This is a genomic window from Maribacter sp. (assembly GCF_016744255.1).
GTDB lineage: Bacteria > Bacteroidota > Bacteroidia > Flavobacteriales > Flavobacteriaceae > Maribacter_B.
Map to the genome: position 1 here is coordinate 1 of NZ_JADGES010000046.1, position 26,672 is coordinate 26,672.

The 26,672-nt window shown below is 32.5% G+C and carries 15 protein-coding genes; 12 read left to right on the forward strand and 3 right to left on the reverse strand.

The window, feature by feature from the left end; translation table 11 throughout:
- From QZZ51_RS09340 to QZZ51_RS09365, 6 genes are all read left to right on the forward strand, one after another.
- Window positions 1-2,098: DNA gyrase/topoisomerase IV subunit A (locus QZZ51_RS09340; protein ID WP_291868986.1), on the forward strand; the 2,098-nt coding region annotated here is incomplete at its 5' end.
- 8 nt (window positions 2,099-2,106) lie between these two features.
- Window positions 2,107-2,538 (forward strand): large conductance mechanosensitive channel protein MscL, encoded by a 432-nt coding sequence (mscL, locus tag QZZ51_RS09345; RefSeq protein WP_291868987.1) that lies wholly within the window; start codon window positions 2,107-2,109, stop codon window positions 2,536-2,538.
- A 92-nt stretch (window positions 2,539-2,630) separates the two neighbouring features.
- Window positions 2,631-3,590 (forward strand): sterol desaturase family protein, encoded by a 960-nt coding sequence (locus QZZ51_RS09350; RefSeq protein WP_291868988.1) that lies wholly within the window; start codon window positions 2,631-2,633, stop codon window positions 3,588-3,590.
- A gap of 204 nt (window positions 3,591-3,794) precedes the next feature.
- Window positions 3,795-4,259, forward strand: a complete 465-nt coding sequence (locus tag QZZ51_RS09355) for a GNAT family N-acetyltransferase (protein ID WP_291868989.1) — start codon at window positions 3,795-3,797, stop codon at window positions 4,257-4,259.
- Window positions 4,260-4,441: 182 nt separating this feature from the next.
- Entirely contained in the window at window positions 4,442-5,020 is a 579-nt protein-coding gene (locus QZZ51_RS09360) for a Crp/Fnr family transcriptional regulator (RefSeq protein WP_291868990.1), read from the forward strand.
- Between the two features lie 77 nt (window positions 5,021-5,097).
- On the forward strand, window positions 5,098-5,886 hold the full coding sequence (locus QZZ51_RS09365) for a type 1 glutamine amidotransferase domain-containing protein (RefSeq protein ID WP_291868991.1): 789 nt from the start codon (window positions 5,098-5,100) through the stop codon (window positions 5,884-5,886).
- A 207-nt stretch (window positions 5,887-6,093) separates the two neighbouring features.
- Here QZZ51_RS09365 and QZZ51_RS09370 read toward each other — a convergent pair whose 3' ends face one another.
- The 3 genes from QZZ51_RS09370 to QZZ51_RS09380 are packed head-to-tail and all read right to left on the reverse strand — an operon-like array spanning window position 6,094 to window position 14,283.
- Window positions 6,094-9,228 carry a glycoside hydrolase family 2 TIM barrel-domain containing protein gene (locus QZZ51_RS09370; RefSeq protein ID WP_291868992.1) on the reverse strand — a complete coding sequence of 1,045 codons (3,135 nt, stop codon included), beginning with the start codon at window positions 9,226-9,228 and terminating at the stop codon, window positions 6,094-6,096.
- 10 nt (window positions 9,229-9,238) lie between these two features.
- Window positions 9,239-12,265 (reverse strand): aminotransferase class III-fold pyridoxal phosphate-dependent enzyme, encoded by a 3,027-nt coding sequence (locus tag QZZ51_RS09375; protein ID WP_291868993.1) that lies wholly within the window; start codon window positions 12,263-12,265, stop codon window positions 9,239-9,241.
- Window positions 12,265-14,283 carry a trehalase family glycosidase gene (locus QZZ51_RS09380; RefSeq protein ID WP_291868994.1) on the reverse strand — a complete coding sequence of 673 codons (2,019 nt, stop codon included), beginning with the start codon at window positions 14,281-14,283 and terminating at the stop codon, window positions 12,265-12,267. Before QZZ51_RS09380 ends, QZZ51_RS09375 begins: the two co-directional genes overlap by 1 nt.
- Window positions 14,284-14,537: 254 nt before the next feature.
- On the opposite strand from QZZ51_RS09380, the gene QZZ51_RS09385 reads away from it, so the two are divergent.
- The 6 genes from QZZ51_RS09385 (at window position 14,538) to QZZ51_RS09410 (ending at window position 26,553) form a co-directional block, all read left to right on the forward strand.
- The gene (locus QZZ51_RS09385; RefSeq protein WP_291868995.1) at window positions 14,538-16,232 is read left to right on the forward strand and encodes a tetratricopeptide repeat protein; all 1,695 of its coding nucleotides are present in this window, start codon (window positions 14,538-14,540) and stop codon (window positions 16,230-16,232) included.
- Between the two features lie 268 nt (window positions 16,233-16,500).
- Window positions 16,501-19,569 (forward strand): TonB-dependent receptor, encoded by a 3,069-nt coding sequence (locus QZZ51_RS09390; RefSeq protein ID WP_291868996.1) that lies wholly within the window; start codon window positions 16,501-16,503, stop codon window positions 19,567-19,569.
- Window positions 19,570-19,593: 24 nt separating this feature from the next.
- Window positions 19,594-21,114, forward strand: coding sequence for a RagB/SusD family nutrient uptake outer membrane protein (locus tag QZZ51_RS09395; RefSeq protein WP_291868997.1), 1,521 nt, complete (start codon window positions 19,594-19,596; stop codon window positions 21,112-21,114).
- 111 nt (window positions 21,115-21,225) lie between these two features.
- On the forward strand, window positions 21,226-24,564 hold the full coding sequence (locus QZZ51_RS09400; RefSeq protein WP_291868998.1) for a VCBS repeat-containing protein: 3,339 nt from the start codon (window positions 21,226-21,228) through the stop codon (window positions 24,562-24,564).
- Window positions 24,557-25,873 carry a saccharopine dehydrogenase C-terminal domain-containing protein gene (locus tag QZZ51_RS09405; protein WP_291868999.1) on the forward strand — a complete coding sequence of 439 codons (1,317 nt, stop codon included), beginning with the start codon at window positions 24,557-24,559 and terminating at the stop codon, window positions 25,871-25,873. Before QZZ51_RS09400 ends, QZZ51_RS09405 begins: the two co-directional genes overlap by 8 nt.
- Window positions 25,874-26,037: 164 nt before the next feature.
- The gene (locus tag QZZ51_RS09410) at window positions 26,038-26,553 is read left to right on the forward strand and encodes a PepSY domain-containing protein (RefSeq protein WP_291869000.1); all 516 of its coding nucleotides are present in this window, start codon (window positions 26,038-26,040) and stop codon (window positions 26,551-26,553) included.
- Window positions 26,554-26,672 lie beyond the last annotated feature (119 nt).

The following is a 26,672-nucleotide window of genomic DNA, read 5'->3' on the forward strand; positions in this document are numbered from 1 at the left end:
TATAGATGCTTCCATAAAACATTTAAAAGGGTCTCGTTTTACTATTTTCCCAGATTTTCCTACTTCGGGTATCATAGATGTTAGTAATTATAACGATGGTCTTCGTGGCGGGAAAATTAGAGTAAGAGCTAAAATGTCGCAACTAGATAAAAATACGCTAGTTATAACCGAAATTCCTTATGGAACGAACACCTCTTCTTTAATAGAGTCTATTTTAAAGGCCAATGAAAAGGGAAAAATTAAGATTAAAAAAATAGAGGATAATACGGCAGCAGATGTAGAAATCTTAGTGCATCTACCAAGCGGTATTTCTCCGGATAAAACCATAGATGCATTATATGCTTTTACGGCATGTGAATCGTCTATTTCTCCATTGGGTTGTATTATTGAAGATAATAAGCCTTTGTTTATTGGGGTAACAGAAATGTTGAAGCGCTCTACGGACTATACAGTAGAATTACTAAAGAGAGAGCTAGAGATTCAATTAAAGGAGCTAGAAGAACAATGGCATTTTTCTTCTTTGGAGCGTATTTTTATAGAAAATAGAATATATAGAGATATTGAAGAAGAGGAAACTTGGGAAGGCGTTATTTCTGCGATAGATAAAGGATTAAAACCACATGTTAAACACTTAAGAAGAGCGGTTACAGAAGAAGATATTTTACGTCTTACAGAAATAAGAATAAAACGTATTTCTAAATTCGATATCGATAAGGCCCAACAGCTTTTAGATAGCTTAGAAGAAAGAATAGCAGAGGTTAAGCATCATTTAGCTAATATTATTGTATTTGCTATTGACTACTTTAAAAACTTAAAGGCTAAATATGGTAAAGGTAGAGAGCGTAAATCTGAAATTAGAATTTTTGATGATATAGAAGCCACTAAAGTGGTTATTCGTAATACCAAGCTCTATGTAAATAGAGAAGAGGGGTTTGTGGGTACATCTTTACGGAAAGATGAGTATGTTACAGATTGTAGCGACATTGATGATATCATTGTGTTTACTGGAGACGGAAAAATGATGGTTTTTAAAGTGGATTCTAAAACCTTTATTGGGAAGAATATAATCCATGTAGCCGTATTTAAGAAGAAAGATGCCAGAACCACTTATAATATGATTTATAAAGATGGTAAAGGCGGTGCTACTTACATTAAACGTTTTAATGTTACTAGTATGACAAGAGATAAATTGTATGATCTAACTGCAGGTAAACCAGCATCGCAAGTATTATACTACAGTGCTAACCCTAATGGAGAGGCAGAGGTAGTAACTATAAATCTTCGCCAAGTAGGGAGTGTTAAAAAATTAAAATGGGATATAGATTTTTCCGATGTAATTATAAAAGGAAGAGCATCTAAAGGAAATATTGTATCTAAATACGCTGTAAAACGTATAGAGCTTAAAGAAAAAGGAGTTTCCACCCTAAAACCACGTAAAATTTGGTTCGATGATGTAGTGCGTAGATTAAATGTAGATAGCAGAGGAGAGTTATTGGGCGAATTTAAAGGAGATGATCTACTCTTAATTGTTACACAAAAAGGAATGGTTAAAACCATGTTACCAACACTAACCTCTCATTTCGATGACGATATGGTGGTGTTAGAAAAATGGAATCCTAAAAAACCATTATCTGCCATATATTGGGATGGAGAGAAAGAAAGATTAGCTGTAAAACGATTCTTAATTGAGCACGAAAATAAGGAAGACCTTATTATAACAGAGCACCCAAAATCGTATTTAGAGTTAATTTCTACGGACTGGAGACCTGTGGTAGAATTAGAATTTGCAAAAGCTAGGGGTAAAGAACAAAAGCCTAATCTTAATGTAGATTTAGAAGAATTTATTTCTATTAAAGGAATGAAAGCACTAGGGAATCAATTGACTTCCGAAAAGGTGAAGAATGTAAATGCATTAGAGCCATTACCCCATAAGGAAATAGAGGAAACACCAATAGAAGAATTAGAGGTGATTGAAAATACGCAAGAAAATGTAGCATCTAAACCAAAAACTTCTAAAATAAAGGATACTGATCCTAAAGGGGATAATAAAAACCCAGATGCAGAAACCGATGATGAAGGACAAATAACCCTTTTTTAAAAGTATTTATGAAAAATTTTATTCAAGAGTTTAAAACCTTTGCCGTAAAAGGTAATATGATAGATATGGCTATTGGTATTATCATTGGTACAGCCTTTAATAAAGTAGTAAATACTCTGGTAAAGAAAGTATTAATGCCCCCTTTATCATTACTATCACCAGGAGTTTCTTTAGTAGATAAAAAAATTGTTTTAAGAGAAGCAACAGAAGGGATAAAAGAAGTTGCAATTGGGTATGGAGAACTACTGGAAGTTTTAGTAGACTTTGGAATTATTTCCTTAACCATTTTTGTAGTTTTAAAATTTATAAATCATTTTAAAGATAGAGCCGAAGACCCCGAGGATAAAACAGTAGCAACACCAAAAGATATTGAGTTGTTAGCGAGCTTAGAACGATTAATGAAGCAACAAAATGAGATTTTGCAGAATAAAGAAAAGTAAGTATTAGGAATATTTAAAAAGTAAAAATAACAGAACGTGTTAAAGAAGTAACCCTTCTTTAATAACTATATTTGTTTAAATTTTTTGATTTTATGGATTTTACCAACCCTCTAGTATACGGAGCCCCGTGTTTTATTATTTTTATTTTACTAGAATTAACGTATAGCAAAAACTCCGACCATCACCATGATTTATATGATTGGAATGATTTATTTGCGAGTGGTTTTATGGGAGTTGGCTCTGCTATTCTAGCCGCCTTACTTAAAGTGGTTTCTGCAATCGTAATCTTCACCTATGTATATGAACTTTTTAATCCTATGGTAGATGGCGTTCATACCAATATAATGGGTTATAAATCTTTTGGATATGCTTGGTATATTTGGCTTCTATGTCAATTAGCAGATGATTTTACATATTATTGGTTCCATAGAGCAAACCATGAGATACGAATACTTTGGGCAGCGCATATAGTACACCATTCATCTGATAATTTTAATTTAGGAACTGCAGTTCGTAATGGTTGGTTTACACTCTTGTATAAACCGTTGTTTTATATGTGGATGCCGGCTTTAGGTTTTTCGCCAGAAATGGTTGTATTTTGTTTAGGTATAGAAGCATTATGGCAATTTCAACTACATACCGTTTTACTTCCAAAGTTGGGCATTTTCGAGAAATTTATGAATACGCATACCATGCACCAAGTACACCATGCTCAAAATGTAGAGTACTTAGATAAAAATCATGGAGGATTTTTAAATATTTTTGATAAACTTTTTGGTACATGGTTACCTTTAGATGATTCTATAGATATTAAGTATGGTGTTATTCATGCACCAAGTTCTAACAACCCTATTGTAATACTTACACACGAGTTTAAAGATATTTGGAACGACACTAAAAAATCGCCAAAACTAATACATAAACTTAGGTATATATTTGGTGCTCCAGGGTGGAGTCATGACGGGAGTACTATGACAGTAAAACAGCAACAACGCTTGTTTAAGGATCATAAAACCAAAAATCCAGATTCGGTTTTTAGTAGACCTAATTAAAATATAATCAAAGGCATAGACCGATAAGGTACTATTTGTGAGCTTAAAGAAATAGGAGTATATAATTATTGTTAATAGCAAATACAGCTTTGTAGGTTTTGGAGAATAGGTCTAAACCTAGTACATAAAGTTTTAGGTTCAGTAATTCATATTAAAAGACTGATTTTTAAATTTTTACATTAATTTTAATCACACTAAAATCACATGAACAACCTAATATTTAGGCCAGCGACCTTGAGTGAATTAGACATTTTAAAGGATTTTGAGCAGGGTGTAATTAGCGCAGAAAGACCGTTTGATTCTACATTAAAACCAGGCTCAATAACCTATTATGATTTAAGAGAATTAATACAGTCTTCAGAATCTGAAATAATAGTTGCCATCTGTAACGATCAAGTAATAGCATCTTCTTATGTGAAAATTTTTGCAGCAAAACCTTATTTAAAACACGATTTTTATGCCTATTTAGGTTTTATGTATGTTAAGCCAGAGTTTCGCGGAAAAGGAGTGAATAAAAAAATCATTGCAGAGATAAAAAATTGGTGTACTAAAAAGAAAATATATGAATTGCGTTTGGATGTTTATTCTAACAATGCCCCTGCAATTAAAGCCTATGAAAAGGCAGGGTTTAAAAATAACCTTGTGAATATGCGTATGGCAATAGAGTAATTTTTAAATAGAAAGTAAACTACCTCGTGGGAAAACAACCTTAAAATTTCGAAGCAAGCCTCGGAGTATTTAAATCTCGATTATCGAGTAAATTTGAATTAAGTTAATTAGTGAATTTTTTGTTCCGGCAAATTTATTTATATATTTGATAATTAGATGTATAGGAGCTAAAAAGCAATGAAATGGAAGAGGTTATAGTGTCTGAAATTTTTAAAAATATTACCTTATCTTCAGTTGAGATTAGTAAAATAAGTAGTGGTTTCACAAAGTTAGAAATAAAAAAAGGAGTCATCATAATGAAGGCTAATGAATTTGTATTACATCAATATTTTGTGTCTAAGGGTTGTTTAAGGGCATTTTTTGTGAATCAACAAGGGAAGGAGCATACCGTGCAATTTGCGGTTAAAGATTGGTGGATCAGTGATTACACAGCTTTTTTTTCTTCTTCTAAAGGAATCTTACAAATAGAATGCCTACAAGATGCCACCTTGTATAAATTATCTAGAGAAAACATGGAACGTTTTTATGTTGAAATTCCAAAATTAGAAAGCTTCTTTAGAAAAAAAATGGAGAAAGCCTTTGCTGGCTTTCAAAAAAGAATTCTAGGGAATTTGGCGCTATCTGCAAAGGAAAGATATGTAACCTTTACGCATACGTACCCCAGTATAGAACAAAATGTTAAGAATTATCATATTGCATCTTACTTGGGTATTACCACTGAAAGCCTTAGTCGAATTAGAAAAGAAATAGCTACTTCGTAGTTTCTTATCCTACATCAATTTTTATCCCAATTTCAGCTTCTACCTTTGTTGTCTAGTTTATATAAAACGAAAGATAAATGAAGAAAGGTATACTTATAATCCTAACATTAGGGTTATTCACAAGCGGTACAGCACAACTTAAAAAAAGAACGGTTAAAAATGTATCAATAAAAAAAGAAAGTATGAAAAAGGTATTGTTTGTAGTAACAAGCCATGATGCATTAGGGGATACAGGAGAAAAAACAGGATTCTGGATAGAAGAATTTGCTGCACCTTACTATCTTTTAACAGATAAAGGAGTAAAAATTACTATTGCTTCTCCTAAAGGAGGACAGCCACCAATAGATCCAAAGAGTGAGTTGCCAGATTTTCAGACTCCAGCAACTGTGCGTTTTAATGCGGATAAAGAAACACAAACAAAACTAAGCCAGACATTAGAACTAGTAAAAGTAAATGCAGCAGATTACGATGCTGTCTTTTATCCTGGTGGACACGGACCATTATGGGATCTAGCAGAAGACAAAAACTCTATTGCACTAATAGAAGCATTCTATTCTAGTAATAAGCCTATAAGCGCTGTATGCCATGCGCCTGCAATTTTTAAACATGTAAAGAATATAGATGGTACGCCATTAGTAAAAGGCAAGAAGATTACAGGGTTTACTAATACGGAAGAAGCAGCAGTACAATTAACCAATGTAGTTCCTTTTTTAGTAGAAGATATGCTACAAGCTAATGGCGCTTTATATTCTAAAGGAGCAGATTGGGGATCTTATACAGTCGAAGACAGATTACTTATTACAGGACAAAACCCTGCATCTTCAGAGAAAGTTGCAGAACTACTTTTAGCACGATTAGAAAAATAGAAGACTAACTACTTATTTAATCCAAAAGCGGCATTGATGTATAATCAAGCCGCTTTTTTTGTTTTGTATTCCCTTAGTAGGAGTAGATTCTATTAATTAATCTTCCAGAGCAATCATCAAAGGGGTTTGTTTTGGCTCCACATTTTGGGTCTATTTGCTAGAATATAATTTTTAGCCGAGTTTATTACAAAACCAATTGTTTCCTAGTTATTTGTACGGTACAATACTAAAGGAGTATTTGTAAGTTTTGTTTGCAGGAATAGTATATTCAGGATGTACTAATCTTCCCCATGATGTATCACCCCCAACTCCCATTTGTAAATAATCAATATTCCATTGTATGGTTTCTCCAATTTTAATATCTGCACCATGCTTTTTAGTTACAGGGACCAAACCAGAAGCCGATTCGCTTGCGTCACCGCTATTAAAATCAATTTCGGTCATATTAAATGGCCATAGACTTGTGTTTAGTAAAATATCACTTGATGCTTTTAAGGACAGGTCATTGGACGATACTTTAACCCAGCGAACATCCGTTTTATTTCCAGTTTCTTGCGGACGCAGATATTTTTCGAACTGATCCATAATTCCCCCAGAATAAATACCTGTTTTTACACCTGTTTTCCTGTCCGAATAACTTTCTGTTGAACCTTTGCCATACCATGATATATCTGTAAAACCCCTTGGTAGAGTAATGTACATTCCTAAACGTGGAATGTTTGGTAGTTCTTTTTGATTGGGTGTAAAACTATAATCAACGCTTAGACCTCCATTAGATTTGAGTATGTATTTTACTTTGACTTTTGCTTCATTATTTGGTAAAATGTAATTAACTACATAAGTTACAGCATCATTCAATTTCAAAGGCTTTTTAAACAATTTTGAGGTGTAATTATATGATGCATCCTGCCAAACTTTAGCCCATTTGTGCATATTATTTCCTAAATCATTATCTGTTGGTGGTCGCCAGAAATTAGGGCGTATAGCATTGTTTGTTATTACTGTTCCTTGGTATGTCCATAATTGTATTTCTCCTGTTTCATCATTAATTTTAAAATTAACCTTATCATTTGTAATACTTATGCTATTGTTAGCCTCAATTATTTCTAAATCATTTATTTTAGAAGAAGTTGCCTTACCAAACGTTCCTTTTTGAAGCAAAAATTCATCCCAAGCAACTTCATGTCCTTTTGGAATTAAATTTTTATCTCCATTTTGAATTAAACTTACTTGAAAAATAAATTCGTTTTCTGAAGAAAAAGAATTAGGGAAATTTTCTAGTTTAATTTTCTCAGTTTCTTGTGGTTTAACATCAATTACAAAGTTTTCATGGAGAATTATTTCTTTTCCATCTTTTAAAATTTTCCAAGAAATAGTTTTATCTGAAAAATTGCTAAAGAAATTTTTGTTTTTAATTTCTATGACTCCATTGCCTAAATAATTGAATTGTACTGGTTCGTATACTTTTTTTACTTCGGTTAAATGCGGATGAGGATTGCGATAAGGATCGACCAATCCGTTGTTTAAAAAGTTTCCGTCTGTTGGTAAATTCGGATGATAATCGTGACCATAAGCTAAATAGGGGGTGCCATTTTCATCTTTATATTCTAACGCCTGATCAACCCAATCCCAAATATAACCACCTTGTAGGTTGGGGTAGCTTTCTATAATGTTCCAATAATCTTGTAAGTTACCAACAGAATTACCCATTGCATGTGCATACTCAATCATAATTGATGGCTTTTCTGAGTTAGATTTGCCATGATTAATTAAATATTCTGGTTTTGGGTACATTGGACAATAAATATCGGTATAATCTTCTTTTTCTGCAGGCTCATATTGTACAATACGATTATCATCATGCGCTTTCAACCAATTATACGTAGTTCTAAAAACATCTCCTTTTCCTGCCTCATTCCCTAAAGACCAGGAATAAATAGAAGCGTGGTTTCTATCGCGATAGTACATGCGCTGTGTACGCATTTCATGAGCCGGTAACCAACTCATTTCGTTACCTATTTGAGTATCTTCATTAATTGCTAGCGGATGACTTTCTATATTAGCTTCATCAATAACATAAAGCCCATATTTGTCGCATAAATCTAGCCAATACGGATCGTTTGGGTAATGCGAAGAGCGCACTGCATTAATGTTATTTTGCTTCATTAATCTAATGTCTTTCTCCATAGACTCCCGCGACACTACATGTCCTGTAAATGGATCCGTTTCGTGTCTGTCCACCCCTTTAATATATATAGGCTGCCCGTTTATTAACACTTGGGCATTCTTAATTTCTACACTTTTAAAACCTATTTTTCTAGTGATATATTGATTGTTTTTTGTATTAGCTTCCTCTTCCAAAGCAATTTTTAATGTATAGAGGCTTGGCTGTTCCGCAGACCAATATTTTATATTTTCAATTACATTTTCTGAAGAAAACTGAATACTATCATTCGCAGAAATATTTAGATTTTTAAAATCTGAGTATTTTAAAGTTTTGCCGTCAAAAACAGCTACAGATATTTTTCTTTTTACAGGGACTTCAGAGCTATTTATGATTGAAACTGTATTTTTAAAAATTCCGCTCGTATAGTTCTCATCTAGATTTGTATATGCATAATAATCAGAAATAGATACTTTTGGTTGCGTATATAAATATACATCGCGTTCAATGCCACTCATTCGTAACATGTCTTGGCTTTCCAGATAACTAGCATCACTCCAGCGAAACATTTGTAACGCAAATATATTTTTACCTTCTTTTAAATACTTAGTGACATTAAACTCTGCAGGTGTTTTACTGCCTTGAGAATACCCAACATAGTTACCGTTTATATAAACATACATTGCTGATTTTGCTGCTGCAAAATGGAGTATAACGTCTTCTAGTAAAAAGTCCTTTTTCAGTGTTATCTCTTTTCTATAGGTTCCTACTGGATTGTAATCTGTTGGTACATTTGGCCATTTCGTATCAAAAGGGTAGCGTTCATCTAAATATATTGGATGCCCAAAACCTTCTACTTCCCAATTTGCAGGCACAGGAATGGTTGTCCAATCAGAGGCATCAAAATTTTCATTATGAAATGTTGTGGGTCTTGTTTTTGGATTTTTTACCCAATTAAATTTCCATTCTCCATTTAAGCTTAAATAACGCTCTGAGTTTTTCTTATCTAAAATGGTCGATGATTTAAACCCAAAATAGGTTGCCCGTGGGGATAGTTTATTATCTTCAAATATTTTATGATTATAATGAAAAGTTTGCTCCGGAACGTCTGGTAATGATGTTTTTTTACAACCTAATGTGATACAAAAAAGTATAGTATATAATAATTTTAATCTCATTAATGTAATTTTAAAGTTGCATAAAATTTTCGGTAAATATTTTTCTTAAATAAAGAATTAACTCTTCGGCATTCTCTATGTTAAAAACAATCGGTGGTTTAATCTTCAATACATTATGATCTGGTCCATCAGTACTCATTAAAATACCATGGTCTTTCATTCTATTCGCTAAATAATCTGTTTGTTCGGCTAAGGGGTTCATATTAGCATCGACCAATTCAATACCTAGAAATAGACCTTGTCCACGTACATCTGCGATAATCGGAAACTCTTGAGCTAATTTTTGGAGCTCCTCTTTTAAATATGTCCCTACTTTTAGAGCGTTTTCTTGAAGCTTTTCTCGTTTAACAGTTCTTAAAACTTCAGCACCAATAGCACAAGATACAGGGTTGCCTCCAAAAGTGTTAAAATACTCCATTCCATTAGCAAATTTTTCAGCAACTTCTTTTGTGCAAGCAACTGCGGCAATAGGATGCCCATTACCTAAGGGTTTACCAATAGTTACAATATCTGGAACAACATTGTGTAATTGAAAGCCCCAAAATGTTTTTCCCATTCTACCACAACCAGTTTGTACTTCGTCCGAAATACAAAGCCCGCCAACGGCTCTCACATGTTCGTAAGACTTGGCTAAAAAACCATCTGGCAACTCTATTTGTCCACCACAACTTATAATAGGTTCTATTATAAAAGCGCCAACACCTCGGCCTTTTTTATGTACAATATCGATTTGCTTTTGAACTTCTTGGGCATATTTTTCTGCACTATCTTCTCCTCTATATTTTCCTCTAAATGTATCTGGTAAGGGAAAAATATGGGTGTGCTCTGGTGCGCCACTCCCGCCATTTCCATCAAATTTATAGGAGCTAATATCAATACACATGTTGGCATTTCCATGGTACCCAACTTCGCTAGCAATAATATCTCGTTCGCCCGTTGTAGCTTTAACCATTCGGATTGCCAATTCGTTGGCCTCGCTACCAGAATTTACAAAATGTAATACGCTTAATTCTGGTGGTAAAGTTTCTATAAGTTCTTGTGCCAAGGCATTAATATTCTCGTGTAAATAGCGAGAATTGGTATTTATTAACGCCATTTGTTCTTGGCCTGCTTTTACAACTGCATGGTGTTCATGACCAACATGGGCAACATTATTTACGGTGTCTAAATACTTTCTACCATATGGATCCATTAAGTATTGTCCTGCTCCACGTACCATTTTAATGGGTACTTTATATTGAAGGCTTAAACTTTTACCTAAATGTTGCTTTCTGTAATTTATTAATTTGTCATTTGATGTTTCAACATTGTTATGAAGAGCTTCTGATTTAAATAGTAAATTTGGATTGGGGCAAATGCTTTTCCACACTTCTATTTGATTATTGTAGGCAACACCGGGAAAATCCTTTTTATAATCTAAAAGAGAAAGCATTACTTGAAAATGAAGGTGTGTTACCCAATTTCCGTTTTCTTTAGAGTTCCCTAATTCTCCAATTTTATCTCCTTTTTTTATAATGTCACTTACTTTATGTTTGGTAGCACTAGCAACGGATAAATGACCATAAAGTGTGTAGAATTCAAAATCATTGGCTTGGTGTTTTAAAATTACCAATCCGCCATATTCTTTATTTCCGGCATCATTTACAGCAGCAATAATCTCCCCATCAAATAGCGCATGAACAGGGGTATTTTCTGGAAGCCAGTAATCAATACCTAAATGAATAGTTCTACTTTCTTTACCAGAATTTCCTATTTTGTCATAAGCATTTGAAGTATATAAAGGTCTTGGTTCTAAATATCCGCCTGCTATGATTTTATTGGGAACTTTATTTTGAAGTTGTTTAATTTTAAACTCAAATACATCTAAATCATTAAAATCTTCTTGATGCCCAATCCATTTACTAGATACACTTAAATCTAAACTATGTATCTGATCTTTCTCTATTGTCGGAAGAATTTCTGAAAGTTTAAAACTCTGGTTTAATGCCCAGTCATTAAAAGGTACAGCAGTAGGGTGTGCGTTAAAACTACAGGCATTTCTAAAGCTAAAACAGGCAAAATCTGAACTTACATTTCGCCATTTTTTAAGAACTTCCCATGCTGGTTTTTCACTGATTAACAGGTATTTATTATTTGGTTCTTCAATCTTGTTTATAGCAGATTTTGTAACCGAAATAACCAATCGCATAGCAATTGTATTATATAAGTGAATTAACTCTTCTTCTTGTAAAGCAAACGTAGAATGATAGCCTTCAACAATAGGTAAGGCCGCTTCTAAAGGATCACAATGATTCATTATGGCATACGCACAGGCAATTGCAACATCATTAATGATTTGTGTATTTATAGCATCTCCATAATCAATGGCTGCCTGCACTGTAGGGTTAATAGCGTCTGAAGAGACAATAACATTATTATCGTTAGCATCGTTATGAACTACGGCTTTTCTTAATTTTGAATATGTTTCTAGAGATTTTTCAAATTGGTTTTGAAAATATTGAATTATCTCTTTTTCTTCCTTCTGGAACAAATCTACATGTTCTTTTGTCCAAAGTGATTGTGCTACATCCCATGCAAATTCTTTATGTGCTTCTGGATGATTAAAACCTTGTAAAGCCTTAGTAAGTAATCCGCATTGCTCACCTAAGCTAAAACGTAAATTGTTTAATTGTGGATTAACACTACTCCAAACTCTTCCTGATACCCAACTTAATAATCTAACATTGCGCTCATTTCCAAAATCATCAGTAATTTTAGTAATAGAATTTCCTTTGCTGTCTGTTATTACCTTTGGTGCAATAATATTATGCCCATTAACTTCTACAAACTGTAACAATTTTTGTTGAAAATCGAGATAATTTTCATTTTCGTTTGGACGCGAAATTTTTAGAATATAACCTTCTGAATTGTCTGTTTTAATTCTAAAATTAAAATCTACTTCGCCAGGGAGTTCTGTAACATTTCCTTTAATATTGAAAAGTTTAAAGAGAATATCTTCTGCCTGTTTATTTGATATTTTTAAGCTATCGTAGTTCATTAATCGTTTTGTAATAACATTATAAGATGGGCTGCACTCCAACTAAAATTTTCAGCATTTAACCCTTCACCTGTTAGTGGATGATAATTTTCGCGTATTGATTGTCCTTTTCCTAAAATACCTTCTGCACCTTTAATAATCTGAATAGTTGCTTTGTCTGCTTCTGCGTTAAACCCATAATTTCGCAACCCTTTTGCTCCAAAATATGCTTGATCCAACCAGTTTGGACCTCGCCAATAACCTTCTAACGGATCGAACCGTTCATGATCCGCGCTCATGGTTTGAAAAGGAACTTTTGTATAGAATTTTTTTGGATTCATTAATTTCATTTTTACAGCATTGGCTTGCTCTTGTGTTGCTGCATTTGCCCAAAGAGCTGTCCAACCTTCGCTTCCTTCACCTTTAATAAAAGTATCTCCCTCAATATTTGTATCGTAAAACCAACCGTCTTCAGTATCATAGAATTGATGTTGGATTTTATCTTTTAATCTTTCTGCTTCAACCTTATATTTTTCAGCATCTTTCAGACTATTTATAACTTCAGCTAATCTGCTTAAATATATTTTTTCAGCATACAAATACGCATTTAAATCTACACTTTCTTGATTGATAGAATATGCGCCATCATCATTTTTTAGAATTTTAGAATTGTCAAAACGAATGGCATTATCCATACCACTTTCCCATTTTGCGGCAATTAGTGTTCCGTCTGTAGAGCCATATTCACATAACCCATCTTGATCATGATCACGTTTATTGTACCACCATTCATGATATTTTTTAAGCTTAGGATAAAACTCTCTTACAAACTCAATATCCTTATCTTTTTCATAGATTTTAACTACAGCCCATACGGAAAGAGGTGGTTTAGTATCCCGATAATTATGAGGTTCAATAGTAGTGTCTCGGAAAATACAATCTACAATAAAACCATCTTCGCTCTGAAAATCGAACATTGCCCTCATCTGGTTTTTTGCCAAATTAGTATCATAATAAGACAAGCCAACAGCGTGCTTCCAAGAGTCCCAAGACCAAAATCCGTTAAACCATTTGTAGTGATAACTAGGAAATAAACCTTCGTGTTTAAGCTCTCCTACAGGAATACGCCAATTGTTTTGCAATGTTAAATGTGCTTTGGCTAAAACTTTGGCATATTTATCATTCTTAAATTGTAATTTTCTGTTTTCTATAAGAGTTTTAAGTTGTAATTCTTTCTCTGATTTTCGTGTATTTAAAACAGAATCGAAATTAATTGTCTGGATTAGCTTTTTTTCTTCTTCCCAAGAGTATTCTGGAAAAATAAAGGTCTGCGCAATAGTGATTTCTTTAGTTTCGTTCGGTTTAATATGTAAACTATTTTTTGCATTATACTGCAAGCTATCCACTAATTGAACCTCTGTATTTTTTGGAAAAGTTATATAACCTTTGGCATTGGATTTTGTAGAATTAATTTTGATTGTGTTATCATTTTGTGACAATGAAATTCCTGAAATCAAAACAGGAGAATGGTCCCACAAAAGTTCTAAATGGATATCTTTATCGCCAGTATTTTTTATTTTAGTTTGTAATAACGCAGTGTGCCCGTTTTTAAAAACTAATTTTTCGCTAACAGATATTTTATCGCTTGAATAGCTTTTTTCTAAATGACTTGAATAGCTATACCCTTTCTTGCTCTTTAAAGATTGAAATTTATTGTCAACTTTAATAGTAGCATTCATAAGAGATGTACTTAACCAAACGCCATTTTGCTGTGTCATTAAAAAAGGCCCTGAGAAGCCAATCGATTCTACCGACTCTTTATGCAAACCATACGCAAACCATGCACCTTGGTCTGAAAACATTAAACCAGATTTATCTACAGAATCTTTTGGTGTAATATGATAATCTAGAACATTTTTACTATGATTTAGAAAAACATGCTCCGCATCAATTTTCTTTGTTTTTTTTTGATTATTGCAACTAAAATTAAAGAACAAAATCAAAACAACTATACAATAAAGGTTTTTGTTTAAATGCATTTTCTAAAAATTATTTTTGTTTTAATTATTTCTTAATTACTTTATAAAACCTTCGTTTTTTATATTGAATTTTATTCTAACAAATTTCGATTTTTTTTCTTTAATAACTCAAAAAAGACCTTTACTTAACCTTACAAAAGCATTTTAAGAGCCGCAATCAATTAATAATAATATCGATATTTGTAAATGAAGCATTTAATGAAAATGTTTAGAGATAGATTTCTATACCTTTAGAAAAACACAAATATAAACTAATGAATAAAATAATAAAATTCCCTTTTCTTATACTCTTTTTTATAGGTTTTACAGTGCACTCCCAAACTAATATTTGGGATGAGAATCCAAACGACTCCCAAAAAGAATTGGATAGCTTGCTTACGATTTTACCTTATTCAAGTGGTAAAGATAAAATACCTTTATTAAATAGAGTTGCCGAAATCTATTGGTCTATAAACCCTAATAAAACTATAGAACATGCAAACGAAGCTTTACAATTGTCTCAAAAATTTAGTGATAAAAGTCAAGAAGGATTAGCTCTTATAAATCTTTGTCAAGGCTATTTGTTTAATGATTTTTATGACAAAGCTTTGCAGTATGGACTAGAGTCATTACAAATAAGGAAAGATATTGGGAATGATTATGATTTAGCCTTTACATTACGCACACTTGGGTGGTTGTACTACGACATTGGATATTTTGATAAGGCTCTTAAATACCATACGGAAACATTAAAAATGCACGAAAGGATAAATGATAAGCAACGAATTGCTTATAGTTATAATAGTATTGGCCTTATTCATGAAAATAAAGAAGATTATAATTTGGCGTTGTCTTTTTTTATGAGGTCTTTAGAGCTAAAAAAAGAGTTCAACAATAAAGATAGAATTGCCGAAACCATGAAAAGTATTGGTATTTGTTATCGTAAAATTAATGAACTTGATTCTGCTAAAACTTTTTTAGAATCCTCTTTAAAAATTTCGACTCAAATTAAAGATGATCAAAATAAGGTTCATATTCTAAACGAACTTTCAATAGTGAATTTGAAACTAGAAAATTTTAGTAAAAGCTATTTACTGTTAAAAGAATCTAGGTCTATTATTGAAGGTTTAAGTAATAACAAGGAATTAATAGCAGAAAATAATCGCATTATGGCGGATTACTATTTAGCAAAAGAAAACTATAAAGAGGCTTTTAAATATTATAAGAAATATGCAGAAAGGAGTTCAGAAATTTTTTCGAGCGATAAAAGTGAAAAGCTAACCGAAATGAGGATTCTTTACGAGGATGAGAGAAGGGAGTCTGAGATTAAAATTCTAGAGCAGCAAAGAAACTTAGAGGCACAAAAGAGAAAATCATTATTAATAGGTTCTATCTTATCCGTAATAATAGCTATGCTTATTATAGTATCTCTTTGGAATAATATAAAAAAGAAAAAGGCTATCTATGCCCAAAATGATAAGTTAACTAAGGAGAAATTAAAAACACAATCTCTATTGCGTGAAAATCTGGAGCATAAGTTAGATTTTCGTAAGAAAGAGCTAACAAATTTAGCTTTGTTTATATCGCAAAGGACATCTATATATAAGGACCTTACTAAATCTTTAAAGAGCTTAAAATTTACCGATATAAACCAGCTAAAAAAAGATATTAATGCACTTATAAAAGAGTATACCTTTAAGTTTGATTTTAATGAAGATATTCAGAAATTTCATACAAATATAGAGACATTGCAAAGCGATTTTTTATTTAGAATTAAAGAAAAGTATCCTAACTTAACGAATAAGGATATACAACTAGCGGTACAGGTTAAACTTAAACTAAGCTCCAAAGAAATAGCTAATATTAATAACATTTCTTTAAATTCAGTAGAGATAGGAAGGCATAGGTTAAGAAAAAAAATAGGTCTAGAGAAGAAAGATAATCTTGTTGATTTTTTAGAAAATATCTAAGTTTTAAAGTGGCTCCGATGGGCTTTTACTATTGTTAAATTAGTGTAAAATATTTTTAGTCCTAGTCTTGTCTATGCGCAAACAAAACTTCATGGGGTCTTTTTCTGAAACAACTTTAAAAAGGTAAAACCAGGAAATGTAAAGGTTAAGTAAAGGTTATTTTTAAGGTTATAACTTAAAATAATGTAATATTTGAAGATGCCTGAAAATACTCAAACTTAAAAACATTAGAAGGTAGAGTTGTGACTAACAAGTAAACTAATTTAACATGAAAAAAAAACAATCAAAAAATCAAAATTATTCTTATCTGGGAATGATTTTATTACTTTGTATGTTTGCACTTACTAACAGTTCTTTTTCACAAAGTATTGAAGTAAATGGAATCATTACAGACAATTTGGGAGTACCAATCCCAGGAGCAACAGTAACAATTAAAAGTGACAAGACTGTTGGTGCACAATCTGATTTTGATGGAAATTATTCTATTAAAGCACCAAGTAACCAAACCGTATTAGTTTATGGTTCTTTAGGTTTCTTAAATAAAGAAGTTCTTGTAGGTAACCAAAAAACTATAAATGTTTCTTTAGAAGAAAATGTAGAAAGTTTAGATGAAGTAATTTTAGTGGGTTACGGCACACAAAAAAGAGAAGAAGTAACTGCAGCAATTACATCTGTTGATGTAGCAGAACTTCAAAAAATACCAACAGCAAGTATTGCATCATCTTTACAAGGACAAGTAGCAGGGGTTAATGTTTCTACCACATCTGGTGCACCTGGTAGTGATCCTGTAATAAGAATTAGAGGATTAGGAACTATTGGGAACAATAACCCTTTATTTGTTATTGATGGAATTCCAGGAGAGCTATCCTATATAAATCCTGCTGATATTGCTAATATAAGCGTATTAAAAGATGCTTCAGCTGCAACTATTTATGGTTCAAGAGCATCTAATGGTGTTGTTATCATTACTACAAAAAGAGGTAAGAGCGGCGATCCTAAAGTATCTATAAACTCTTATTTAAGCTCGCAATCTGTAAAAAAGAATATTAATATTGCCAATAGAGACCAACACAACCAAATAAAATTAGAAGCTTATAATAATGCAGGAATAGCTCCAGAACCTTATTTAACCAATGGTGAGCAGTATAATGACTCTAATTGGGTAGATGCGTATTTAGATAATGCTTTTGAGCAAAAACACGATATTTCTATTTCTGGAGGAACAGATAAGGCAACTTATAATTTTTCATCTGGATATTTTAAAAATTCTGGTACGGTAATCAATACAAATTTCGATAGGCTAAGCACACGCTTGAATATGGATTTTAAATTACTTGACGATCGCTTAAAAATATCTCCTGGAATTAGTTATACAAGGGAGAATACGAAAGGTATTTATGAATTAACAGGAAACGGTAACGCCAAATTCTCTCCATTTTTATATGTATACCAACAATTGCCACACAAAGCAATTTATGATGCTAATTCTATCAACGGCTTTGCTACCCCTGCATCAGGTTTAGGATCAGGAAACCCAATAGGAGAAACTTCTTTAAACAATCGTTCAGATCAAGATGAATATTTGCAATTTAACTTATCTGCATCTTTAGAGATAATGGATGGATTAACCTATAAATTTCAATATGGGGCGAATGTAGAAAACACTTATTTTTCATCTTTTTTGCCAACGTATAATTTTGGACCTCAGGCAGTCAATGAAAATTCTATATTAAGTGAAGAAAGGTCGAGAACAAGTGATTGGACTTTAGCTAATACTTTAAACTATCGTAAAACATTTGGTAATCATGATATTGATGTATTATTAGGAATATCTAGAGAGCAAAGTGAATTTAAGTCTTTAGGAGGAAGAAATTCTCAGTTATCATCAGATCAATTACAAGCATTAAACGCTGGTATTGGTGATGAATCTGCTTATGGCTTTAATTCAACAAACACGTTGCAGTCTTATTTTGGTCGTTTAACTTACGACTATGACAATAAATACTTTTTACAAACAAGTGTAAGAAGAGATGGATCCTCTCGTTTTGCCTCTGTAAATAAATATGGAAACTTTTACTCGGTATCTTTAGGTTGGGCAGTTCATAATGAAGATTTCTTCCAATCAGAACTAATTAGCCAACTAAAACCACGATTTAGTTATGGGACTTTAGGAAATCAATTAATTGACGAACACCTATTTTTAGCTAGAATAAATACAGGAGGAGCACAATTAAATTATCCGTTTGGCGAAGGAGTAAGGCAAAATGTATTGGTCGGAGCAATTTCTACTTCGTTACCAACTCCAGATATTAAATGGGAAGAAACAGCAACAACTAATATAGGTTTAGATTTTGGTTTATTAAATAATAGAATTAAAACATCATTCGATTATTTTATATCTAAAACAACCGATATGTTAGTAAATATACCAATTCCTGCAACTTCAGGGATTACAAATTTTCCTTTGACTAATGGAGGAAACCTTAGCAATAAAGGATGGGGTCTTTCTACTACATATAGTAGCTCTAATGACAATGCCTTTACTTATGATATTACAGCAAATATTAGTAGCTCAAAAAATGAGGTGACAAAATTAGGTGTAGCTAACGAATCTTTTACAGATGGCTTTGTAGAGTACCTTAATTTTCCTACTACCCGTACAGAAGTAGGGAGCGAAATAGGACGTTTCTATTTATTCAACCACGAAGGCATATTCCAAAACCAAGCAGAAATCGATGCACATGGTGTTCAGCCAAATGCAGTTCCTGGTGATGCGCGATTTACGGATACAAACGGTGACGGTTCCTTAGATGATGATGATAAGCAATATATGGGTAGTGGAAATCCTGATTTTGAATATGGCCTTACATTTAATGCCGCATATAAAAACTTTGATTTTAGTTTATTCTTTCAAGGTACTCAAGGTAACAAGATTTTTAATGGTACAAATTTATTTTTATACAGAACAGATAGACAAAATATGTCTGCTGATTTGGTTAATGCATGGACACCACAAAATACAGGTAGCTCAATTCCTAGAAACGTATTTGGAGATCCAAACAACAATATTCGTTCATCAAACTTCTTCTTAGAAGATGGTTCTTATTTTAGATTAAAAAATGTACAAATAGGATATTCATTATCACAGGATATTATAGAAAAGCTCAAGTTATCGAGAGTGCGTTTATATGTAACTGCCAATAATGTATTTACAACTACTAAATATTCTGGATTCGATCCTGCATTAGGAACAAGCGGAACTTTTTCAAAAGGTGTAGATAGAGGGTTTTATCCATTATCAAAATCATTTATTTTAGGAGTAAACTTATCTCTGTAAATAAGAAAAAAATAAATTTAAATTATGAAAAAAATTAGATATATAATACTTATCATTTTTACTGTTGGTTTTTTCAACTCCTGTAGTGATGATTTTATAAATGTAGAGAACAAAGAGTTGTTAACAGAGGCTAGTTTTTGGCAAACTGAAGAGCATGCCACGCAAGCTTTAATAGCTACATATGGAGCCATACAAAGTTCTAGCGGAAGCAAATGGAATTTCTTTGAAGAAATGTACATTAGTATGGCCTATAGAGCAGATGATATAATTAACAATTCTGGAGAAACTTACGGACGCTCTTTAGCTAGTTTTACTAATACCACAGAAGAAAGCGGACCATTTAGTATTTGGAAGGCCAACTATGCGGGTGTTGGTCGTGCAAATCAAATCTTAGGAAGAGTTCCAGGTATGGAAGCTTTATCACAACCCACTAAGGATTTAATAATTGCAGAAGCTAAATTTTTAAGAGCCTATTTTTATTTTTGGTTAGTAACCGGATTCGAAAATGTGCCTCTAGTATTGACGTATAGTGACCAATTGGAAGAGTTATTTCCAAATCAAGCCACTCCAACCGAAATATGGGCGCAAATAGAAAAAGATTTAACAGAAGCAGAGCCAAATTTATTAGCATCACATTCTTCTGAATGGAAGGGTAGAGCGACTAAAGGAGCCGCAAAAGCTTTATTAGGAAAAGCATATCTTTTTCAAGAAAAATGGGGATTAGCAGAAACAACATTCGAGGACGTAACCACTATGGGATATTCATTATTACCTAATTATGAAGATAATTTTAACGGAAATGGTGAAAATGGAAGCGAAAGTATCTTTGAAGTGCAACAAACGGGAGATCGATCTAACGGAAATGATGAACGTCAAGTTTTTAATTTTGAAGTTTCCCCTTCTCTCTTTGGTGGTTGGGAGTTATTTTATCCTTCACAATGGCTAGTAGATGAAATGAGAACGGATGTAGATGCAAGCGGAGACCCAAGTAGTCGTGTATTAGAAAGTATTTTCTTTGACGATCCACTTTCAGATATGTATAGTATAGATGGTGAAGCAGATGTTTTATATAGCGACGTTTCAGGAAGTTTAGGTCATCCAAAATATTTCAAAAAATATTCTGATAATGCAGACACCAATTACTATAACGGAACTAATATCTCTATCATTCGATATGCTGATGTTTTACTAATGTATGCCGAAGCTTTAAATGAGAATGATAAAACGGCATTGGCTCTTGATCAAGTAAATATAGTAAGAGCTAGAGGAGGTGCTGTAGATTTAGGAAGCATGACAAAAGATGCATTAAGAACTCAAATTAGACACCATGAACGTCCAGTTGAGTTAGCTATGGAATATGGTATACGTTGGTTCGATTTATATAGATGGCAACGAGGAAGCACTGCTACCGAGTCAATCAAAACGACCTTAGAAAATCACAACAAACCATTTGCTGGGAATTTTCTAGATAAGCATATATTATTCCCTATACCGCTTCAGGAAATAAATATAAATACCAATTTAACACCAAATCCTGGTTGGTAAAATTTTGAGTTATTGAGTTAGTTTTTGATTAGTTTCATGACTGTATGCACCTAGGGATTAATTATATTCCTAGGTGTTTTATTTTGTTATACCTATCTGTTATATTTGCTGATGATTAAATACAATCTTTCCATAAAATTGCTACTCTTTTTTTTAAGCATATTCCTGTTTTCTTGTAAAAAGGACTCGACTAATGAAAACCATCAAAAGAAAGAATCTAATTTGGTATTGTTTACGGAGATTAACGCAAATAAAAGCGGTGTCGATTTTATAAATGAAATACCAGAAAGTAGTGCCATGAATAGTATGGTTTACGAGTATTTCTATAATGGTGGAGGTGTAGCTGTTGGAGATATAAATAATGATGGATTAGCGGATATTTATTTTACATCTAACTTAAAAGACAATAAACTTTATCTTAATAAAGGAAACTTAAAGTTTGATGACATTACAGATAGAGCCAAGGTAAAAGGATCATTTGGCTGGACAACAGGAGTTACAATGGTAGATATAAATGCAGATGGTTGGTTAGATATTTACGTGTGCAAATCTGGAAAAGGGAAAGCTAAAAACAGGCAAAACGAATTGTTTGTAAATAATAAAAATGGCACATTTACAGAAGCTGCAGCTCAATACGGGTTGCATTTTTCTGGCTATAGTACGCAGGCTTCTTTCTTTGATTTTGATAAGGATGGTGATTTAGATATGTACCTACTCAACCATAATGTTTCCCCTGTAAACACAAATAATCCTGAAAATTTTAAGAATCAAGAAGATGAATTTGTCGGCGATAAATTATACCGTAACGACTCTGGTAAATTTACAGATATTTCAAAAAAAGCAGGGATAATAGCAAACCCATTAGGTTTTGGTTTAGGTGTGTCTATTGGCGATTTAAATCAAGATGGTTGGCCAGATATTTATGTGGCAAATGATTACGTAGAGCATGATTATCTTTATTATAACAATGGAAATGGAACCTTTACGGAAAGCTTAAAAACAGCTATAAAACACACTCCGAGTTTTTCAATGGGAACCGATATCGCCGATTTTAATAACGATGGGCTACTAGATATTATGTCCTTAGACATGGTTGCTGAGGATAATTATAGTATTAAAACAAGTATGAGCGGCATGAGTCCAGAAACATTTAATTATGCTGTTACTAATGGGTTTCATTATCAATATATGTTTAATGCTCTACAAATGAATATTGGTTGCCAGAAATTTAGTGAGATAGCACAACTCTCAGGAGTATCTAATACCGATTGGAGCTGGAGCCCCTTATTTGCCGATTTTGATAATGATGGTTTTAAAGATTTGTTTGTCTCTAACGGATTAAAAAGAGACTTTAGAAACAACGATTTTAGAAATTTTAAAATAAAACGTTTAAAACATGCTCAGAAGAATAAAGAGAATATGGCTTCTGTAATAGAAGAATTGATAAAACAGACTCCGCAAAGAAAAACACTAAACTATTTTTTTAAAAACAATGGCGATTTAACCTTCTCTAAAACATCAACTATCTGGGGGATTACTAAACCAACGTTTTCAAATGGAGTGGCTTATGCAGATTTAGATAATGATGGCGATTTAGATTTAGTAGTCAATAATATAGATGAACCTGCAACTATTCTAAAAAACAACTCAAATAAAAATTATCTTCAATTTCAGTTTAAAGGAGACTCCAAAAACCCCTTTGGTATTGGTGTTCGTGTTGAGGCTAAAACAAAAAATGGTTCTCAGTTTATAGAAAATTATGCTACTCGCGGTTATCAATCCGCAGTGGAACCTATTTTACACCTTGGTTTAAATCATTTAAAGTCTGTAGAAAGTGTAACTATACTTTGGCCGAATGGTAGGTTTCAAACTATTAAAAATATAAAGGCAAATCAAAGATTAACCATAAATTATAAAGATGCCGAACTTATACCTAAAAATAACAAGCAACAAAAAAACACCCTATTTACAGACGTTACTAAGGCATCAAAAATAGCACATAGACATATTGAAAACGATTATAATGATTTTATTAAAGAGAGTCTTTTACCTCATAAAATGTCGCAATTTGGACCAGCATTAGCCATAGGAGATGTTAATAATGATGGTTTAGATGATTTTTACATAGGAGGTTCAAAAGGATTTTCGGCATCCTTATACGTCCAAAACAAAAATGGAGCATTGGAGCTCTTCCATACCGAAATTTTTGATACCGATAAAAATTACGAAGATATTGATGCCGTTTTTTTTGACGCAGATAACGATAGTGATTTAGACTTATATGTAGTTAGTGGTGGTAACGAATGGAAAGCTAATAATCGTATGTATCAAGACAGACTTTATATAAATACAAACGGTTCTTTTAAAAGGGATAACTCCAAACTTCCTAAAATGTATTCGAGCGGAAGCTGTGTTAAACCCTTTGATTTTGATAATGATGGCGATTTAGACTTATTAATTGGAAGTAGGCTTAAGGGGCAAACCTACCCATTTTCGGATCCATGCTATTTGTTAGAGAATAATAAAGGCCTGTTTAAAGATGTTACAAAAGATAAAGCACCAAAATTATCAGAAATAGGTATGGTAACCGATGCCATTTGGACCGATTTTGATAACGATAACCAAACCGATTTAATAGTGGTAGGCGAATGGATGGAAATTACCTTTTTTAAAAATGAAAAAGGGCACCTTACTCTCCAAGAAAATACACTTCCAAACTCGAATGGTTGGTGGAACAGTATTGAGGGAGCCGATTTTGATAATGATGGAGATACAGATTATATTGTAGGTAACCTAGGCTTAAATTATAAATACAAAGCTTCTGTAAAAGAACCTTTTGAAGTTTTCTCAACAGATTTTGATGATAATGGTACTAATGATATTGTTTTAGGATATTATTATAACCAAGACTTGTTTCCGCTTCGTGGTCGCGAGTGCTCATCAAACCAAATGCCATTTATCAAAGAAAAATTTCCAACGTATGATAGCTTTGGCTCTGCAAAACTCACGGATGTTTATAGTGCTGAAAAGCTTAATACAGCCTTACATTTAAAAGTAAATACTTTTGCTTCTGTGTATTTAGAAAATATTGGAAATGGAAAGTTCAATACCATTAAACTACCAAAACAAGCCCAAATGTCCTCTATAAATGATATCTTGATTAATGATTTTAATGCTGATGGATTAAAGGATGTTTTGATTGCTGGAAACATGTACCAATCTGAGGTTGAGACAGCAAGAAACGATGCAAGTTACGGATTGATGCTGGAAAATAATGGCAAAAATAGCTTTAAGGCTATTTCTGCTCTAGAAAGCGGAATTGTTATTAATGGCATGGTAAAAGGTTTACATACAATACAACAAAAGAATACAGAAAAAATTCTTATTACAAAAAATAACGACTCCTTGGTCGTTTATAAATTAAATCCCAAATTACCCACCAATGAATAATGTTTTAATTTTAGGAGCAGGAATGGTTGTAAAGCCAATAGCTCATCATTTATTAGAAAATAATTTTAAAGTTACTCTAGCAAGCCGTACAAAAGAAAAAGCAGAGAAGGTTATAGAAGGTTATGCAAATGGAACAGCAGTTTCTTGCACTATTGAAGAGAAAGAGCTTTTAAATTCCCTTATTAAAACGCATGATATGGTTGTGAGTTTACTTCCTTACTCATACCATGTTGAAGTTGCAAAAAAATGCATCGCTAATAAAAAGAATATGCTGACAACATCATACGTTTCTGATGAAATGAAAGCATTAAACAAGCAGGCTAAAGAAGCAGGAATAATTATTTTAAACGAGTTAGGTGTTGACCCTGGTTATGATCATATGACTGCCATGGAAATTATAGATAGAGTCCATGAACAAGGAGGGAAAATTGATGCGTTTTATTCTTTGTGTGGCGCACTTTGTGCTCCAGAGGCATCCAATAACCCATTTAGGTACAAATTTTCTTGGTCACCAAAAGGAGTAGTAATGGCTAGTAATAATGATGCTCAATTTTTAGAAAACGAAAAAATTGTAAATTTAAATACCGAGGATTTATTTAAAAACCCACGCTCTATTGATTTTCCTGAAGTAGAGCAAATGGAGGTGTACCCTAATAGAAATTCACTGCCTTACATCGATATTTATGGAATTCCAGAAGTAAAAACCATGTTTAGAGGTACTTTTCGTTACAAAAACTGGTGTGATGCTTTTGATTTGTTAAAAGCATTAAACCTAACAGGTAATAAAAAACTAAACTTAAAAGGAAAAACTTTTGCACAAGTTACCGCTGAAATTAATGGATTTGAATCTAATGGATTAAAAACAGCTATTAAAACTAGATTTAATTTAGATGATAACCATATAGGACTAAAAGCTATTGAATGGTTGGGAGTACTAGATGAAAAGCTGGTACCTATAGAAAAAGGTTCTGCCTTTGATCTTACTTCAGATTTAATGATCGAAAAAATGATGATGGATAAGTCAGAGAGAGATATGGTAATTATGCAGCATATTTTCAGTATTATCAAAGAAAATGGAGAAAAAGAAACCATTATATCTAGAATGTTAGATTATGGTAATAAAGATTACACCTCTATTGCTCGTACTGTAGCACTGCCTGCAGCAATTGGTGTAAAGATGATTATGGAAGGAAAAATTAAAGAAACTGGTGTTCATATTCCAATCAAAAAAACTATCTATTCTCCAATTTTAAAAGAGTTAAAAAAACTAGGTATCTCAATGATAGAAACAAAAGAAAAAGAGAACTAAAATTCTTAAATACAAAAACGGCTGCTATAACTAAATCATCCTGCATTAAAGTGCAGGTGATTTAGTTATTAATCCAGACATAAGAAAATTAGTATGTTTGTATCCCCAAACCTCTTGTCGACTTAAAAGTCTAAATACAATAAAAATTATATATAATATTTATTATGGCAAATAGAAGGACTCCGTTCTCTTTTCAAATTAGAATTATTCATAGGTATCTAGGTTTTTTCTTAGCAGGTATAATGGCAGTTTATGCTGTAAGTGGAATTATACTGGTTTTTAGGAAAACTAACTTCTTAAAAAGCGAAGTTATTATTGAACAGCAATTTGAACCAAATTTAACAGAAAGTGCTTTAAGTTCTAAATTCAAGAAAGGCGTAAAGGTAGAAAAGATAGAAGGGGAGGTTTCTTATTTTAAAAACGGAAACTATAACCAAAAAACAGGAGTTGCTACTATAAAAAAAATGGAGCTTCCTTTTTTTCTTAAAAAAATGGAACAACTACATAAAGCTACTACAAATAGCCCTTTGTATTTTTTTAATATCTTTTTTGGTTCTGCTTTACTGTTTTTTGTTTTATCCGCTTTCTGGATGTATACACCCAAAATGCCCGTTTTTAAAAAAGGAATGTACTTTGCCATTACTGGGATTGTAATGACTTTAGTTTTATTATTTTTTTAAAGAATATGTTTTATATTAAGGTGTTGATTAAAAGGTTATTATAATATTAACATAAAGTATTACTTTATGTTTTAGACAATAGTATGCAACAATATGTAAAAGTGTTAGGGAAAGAATTT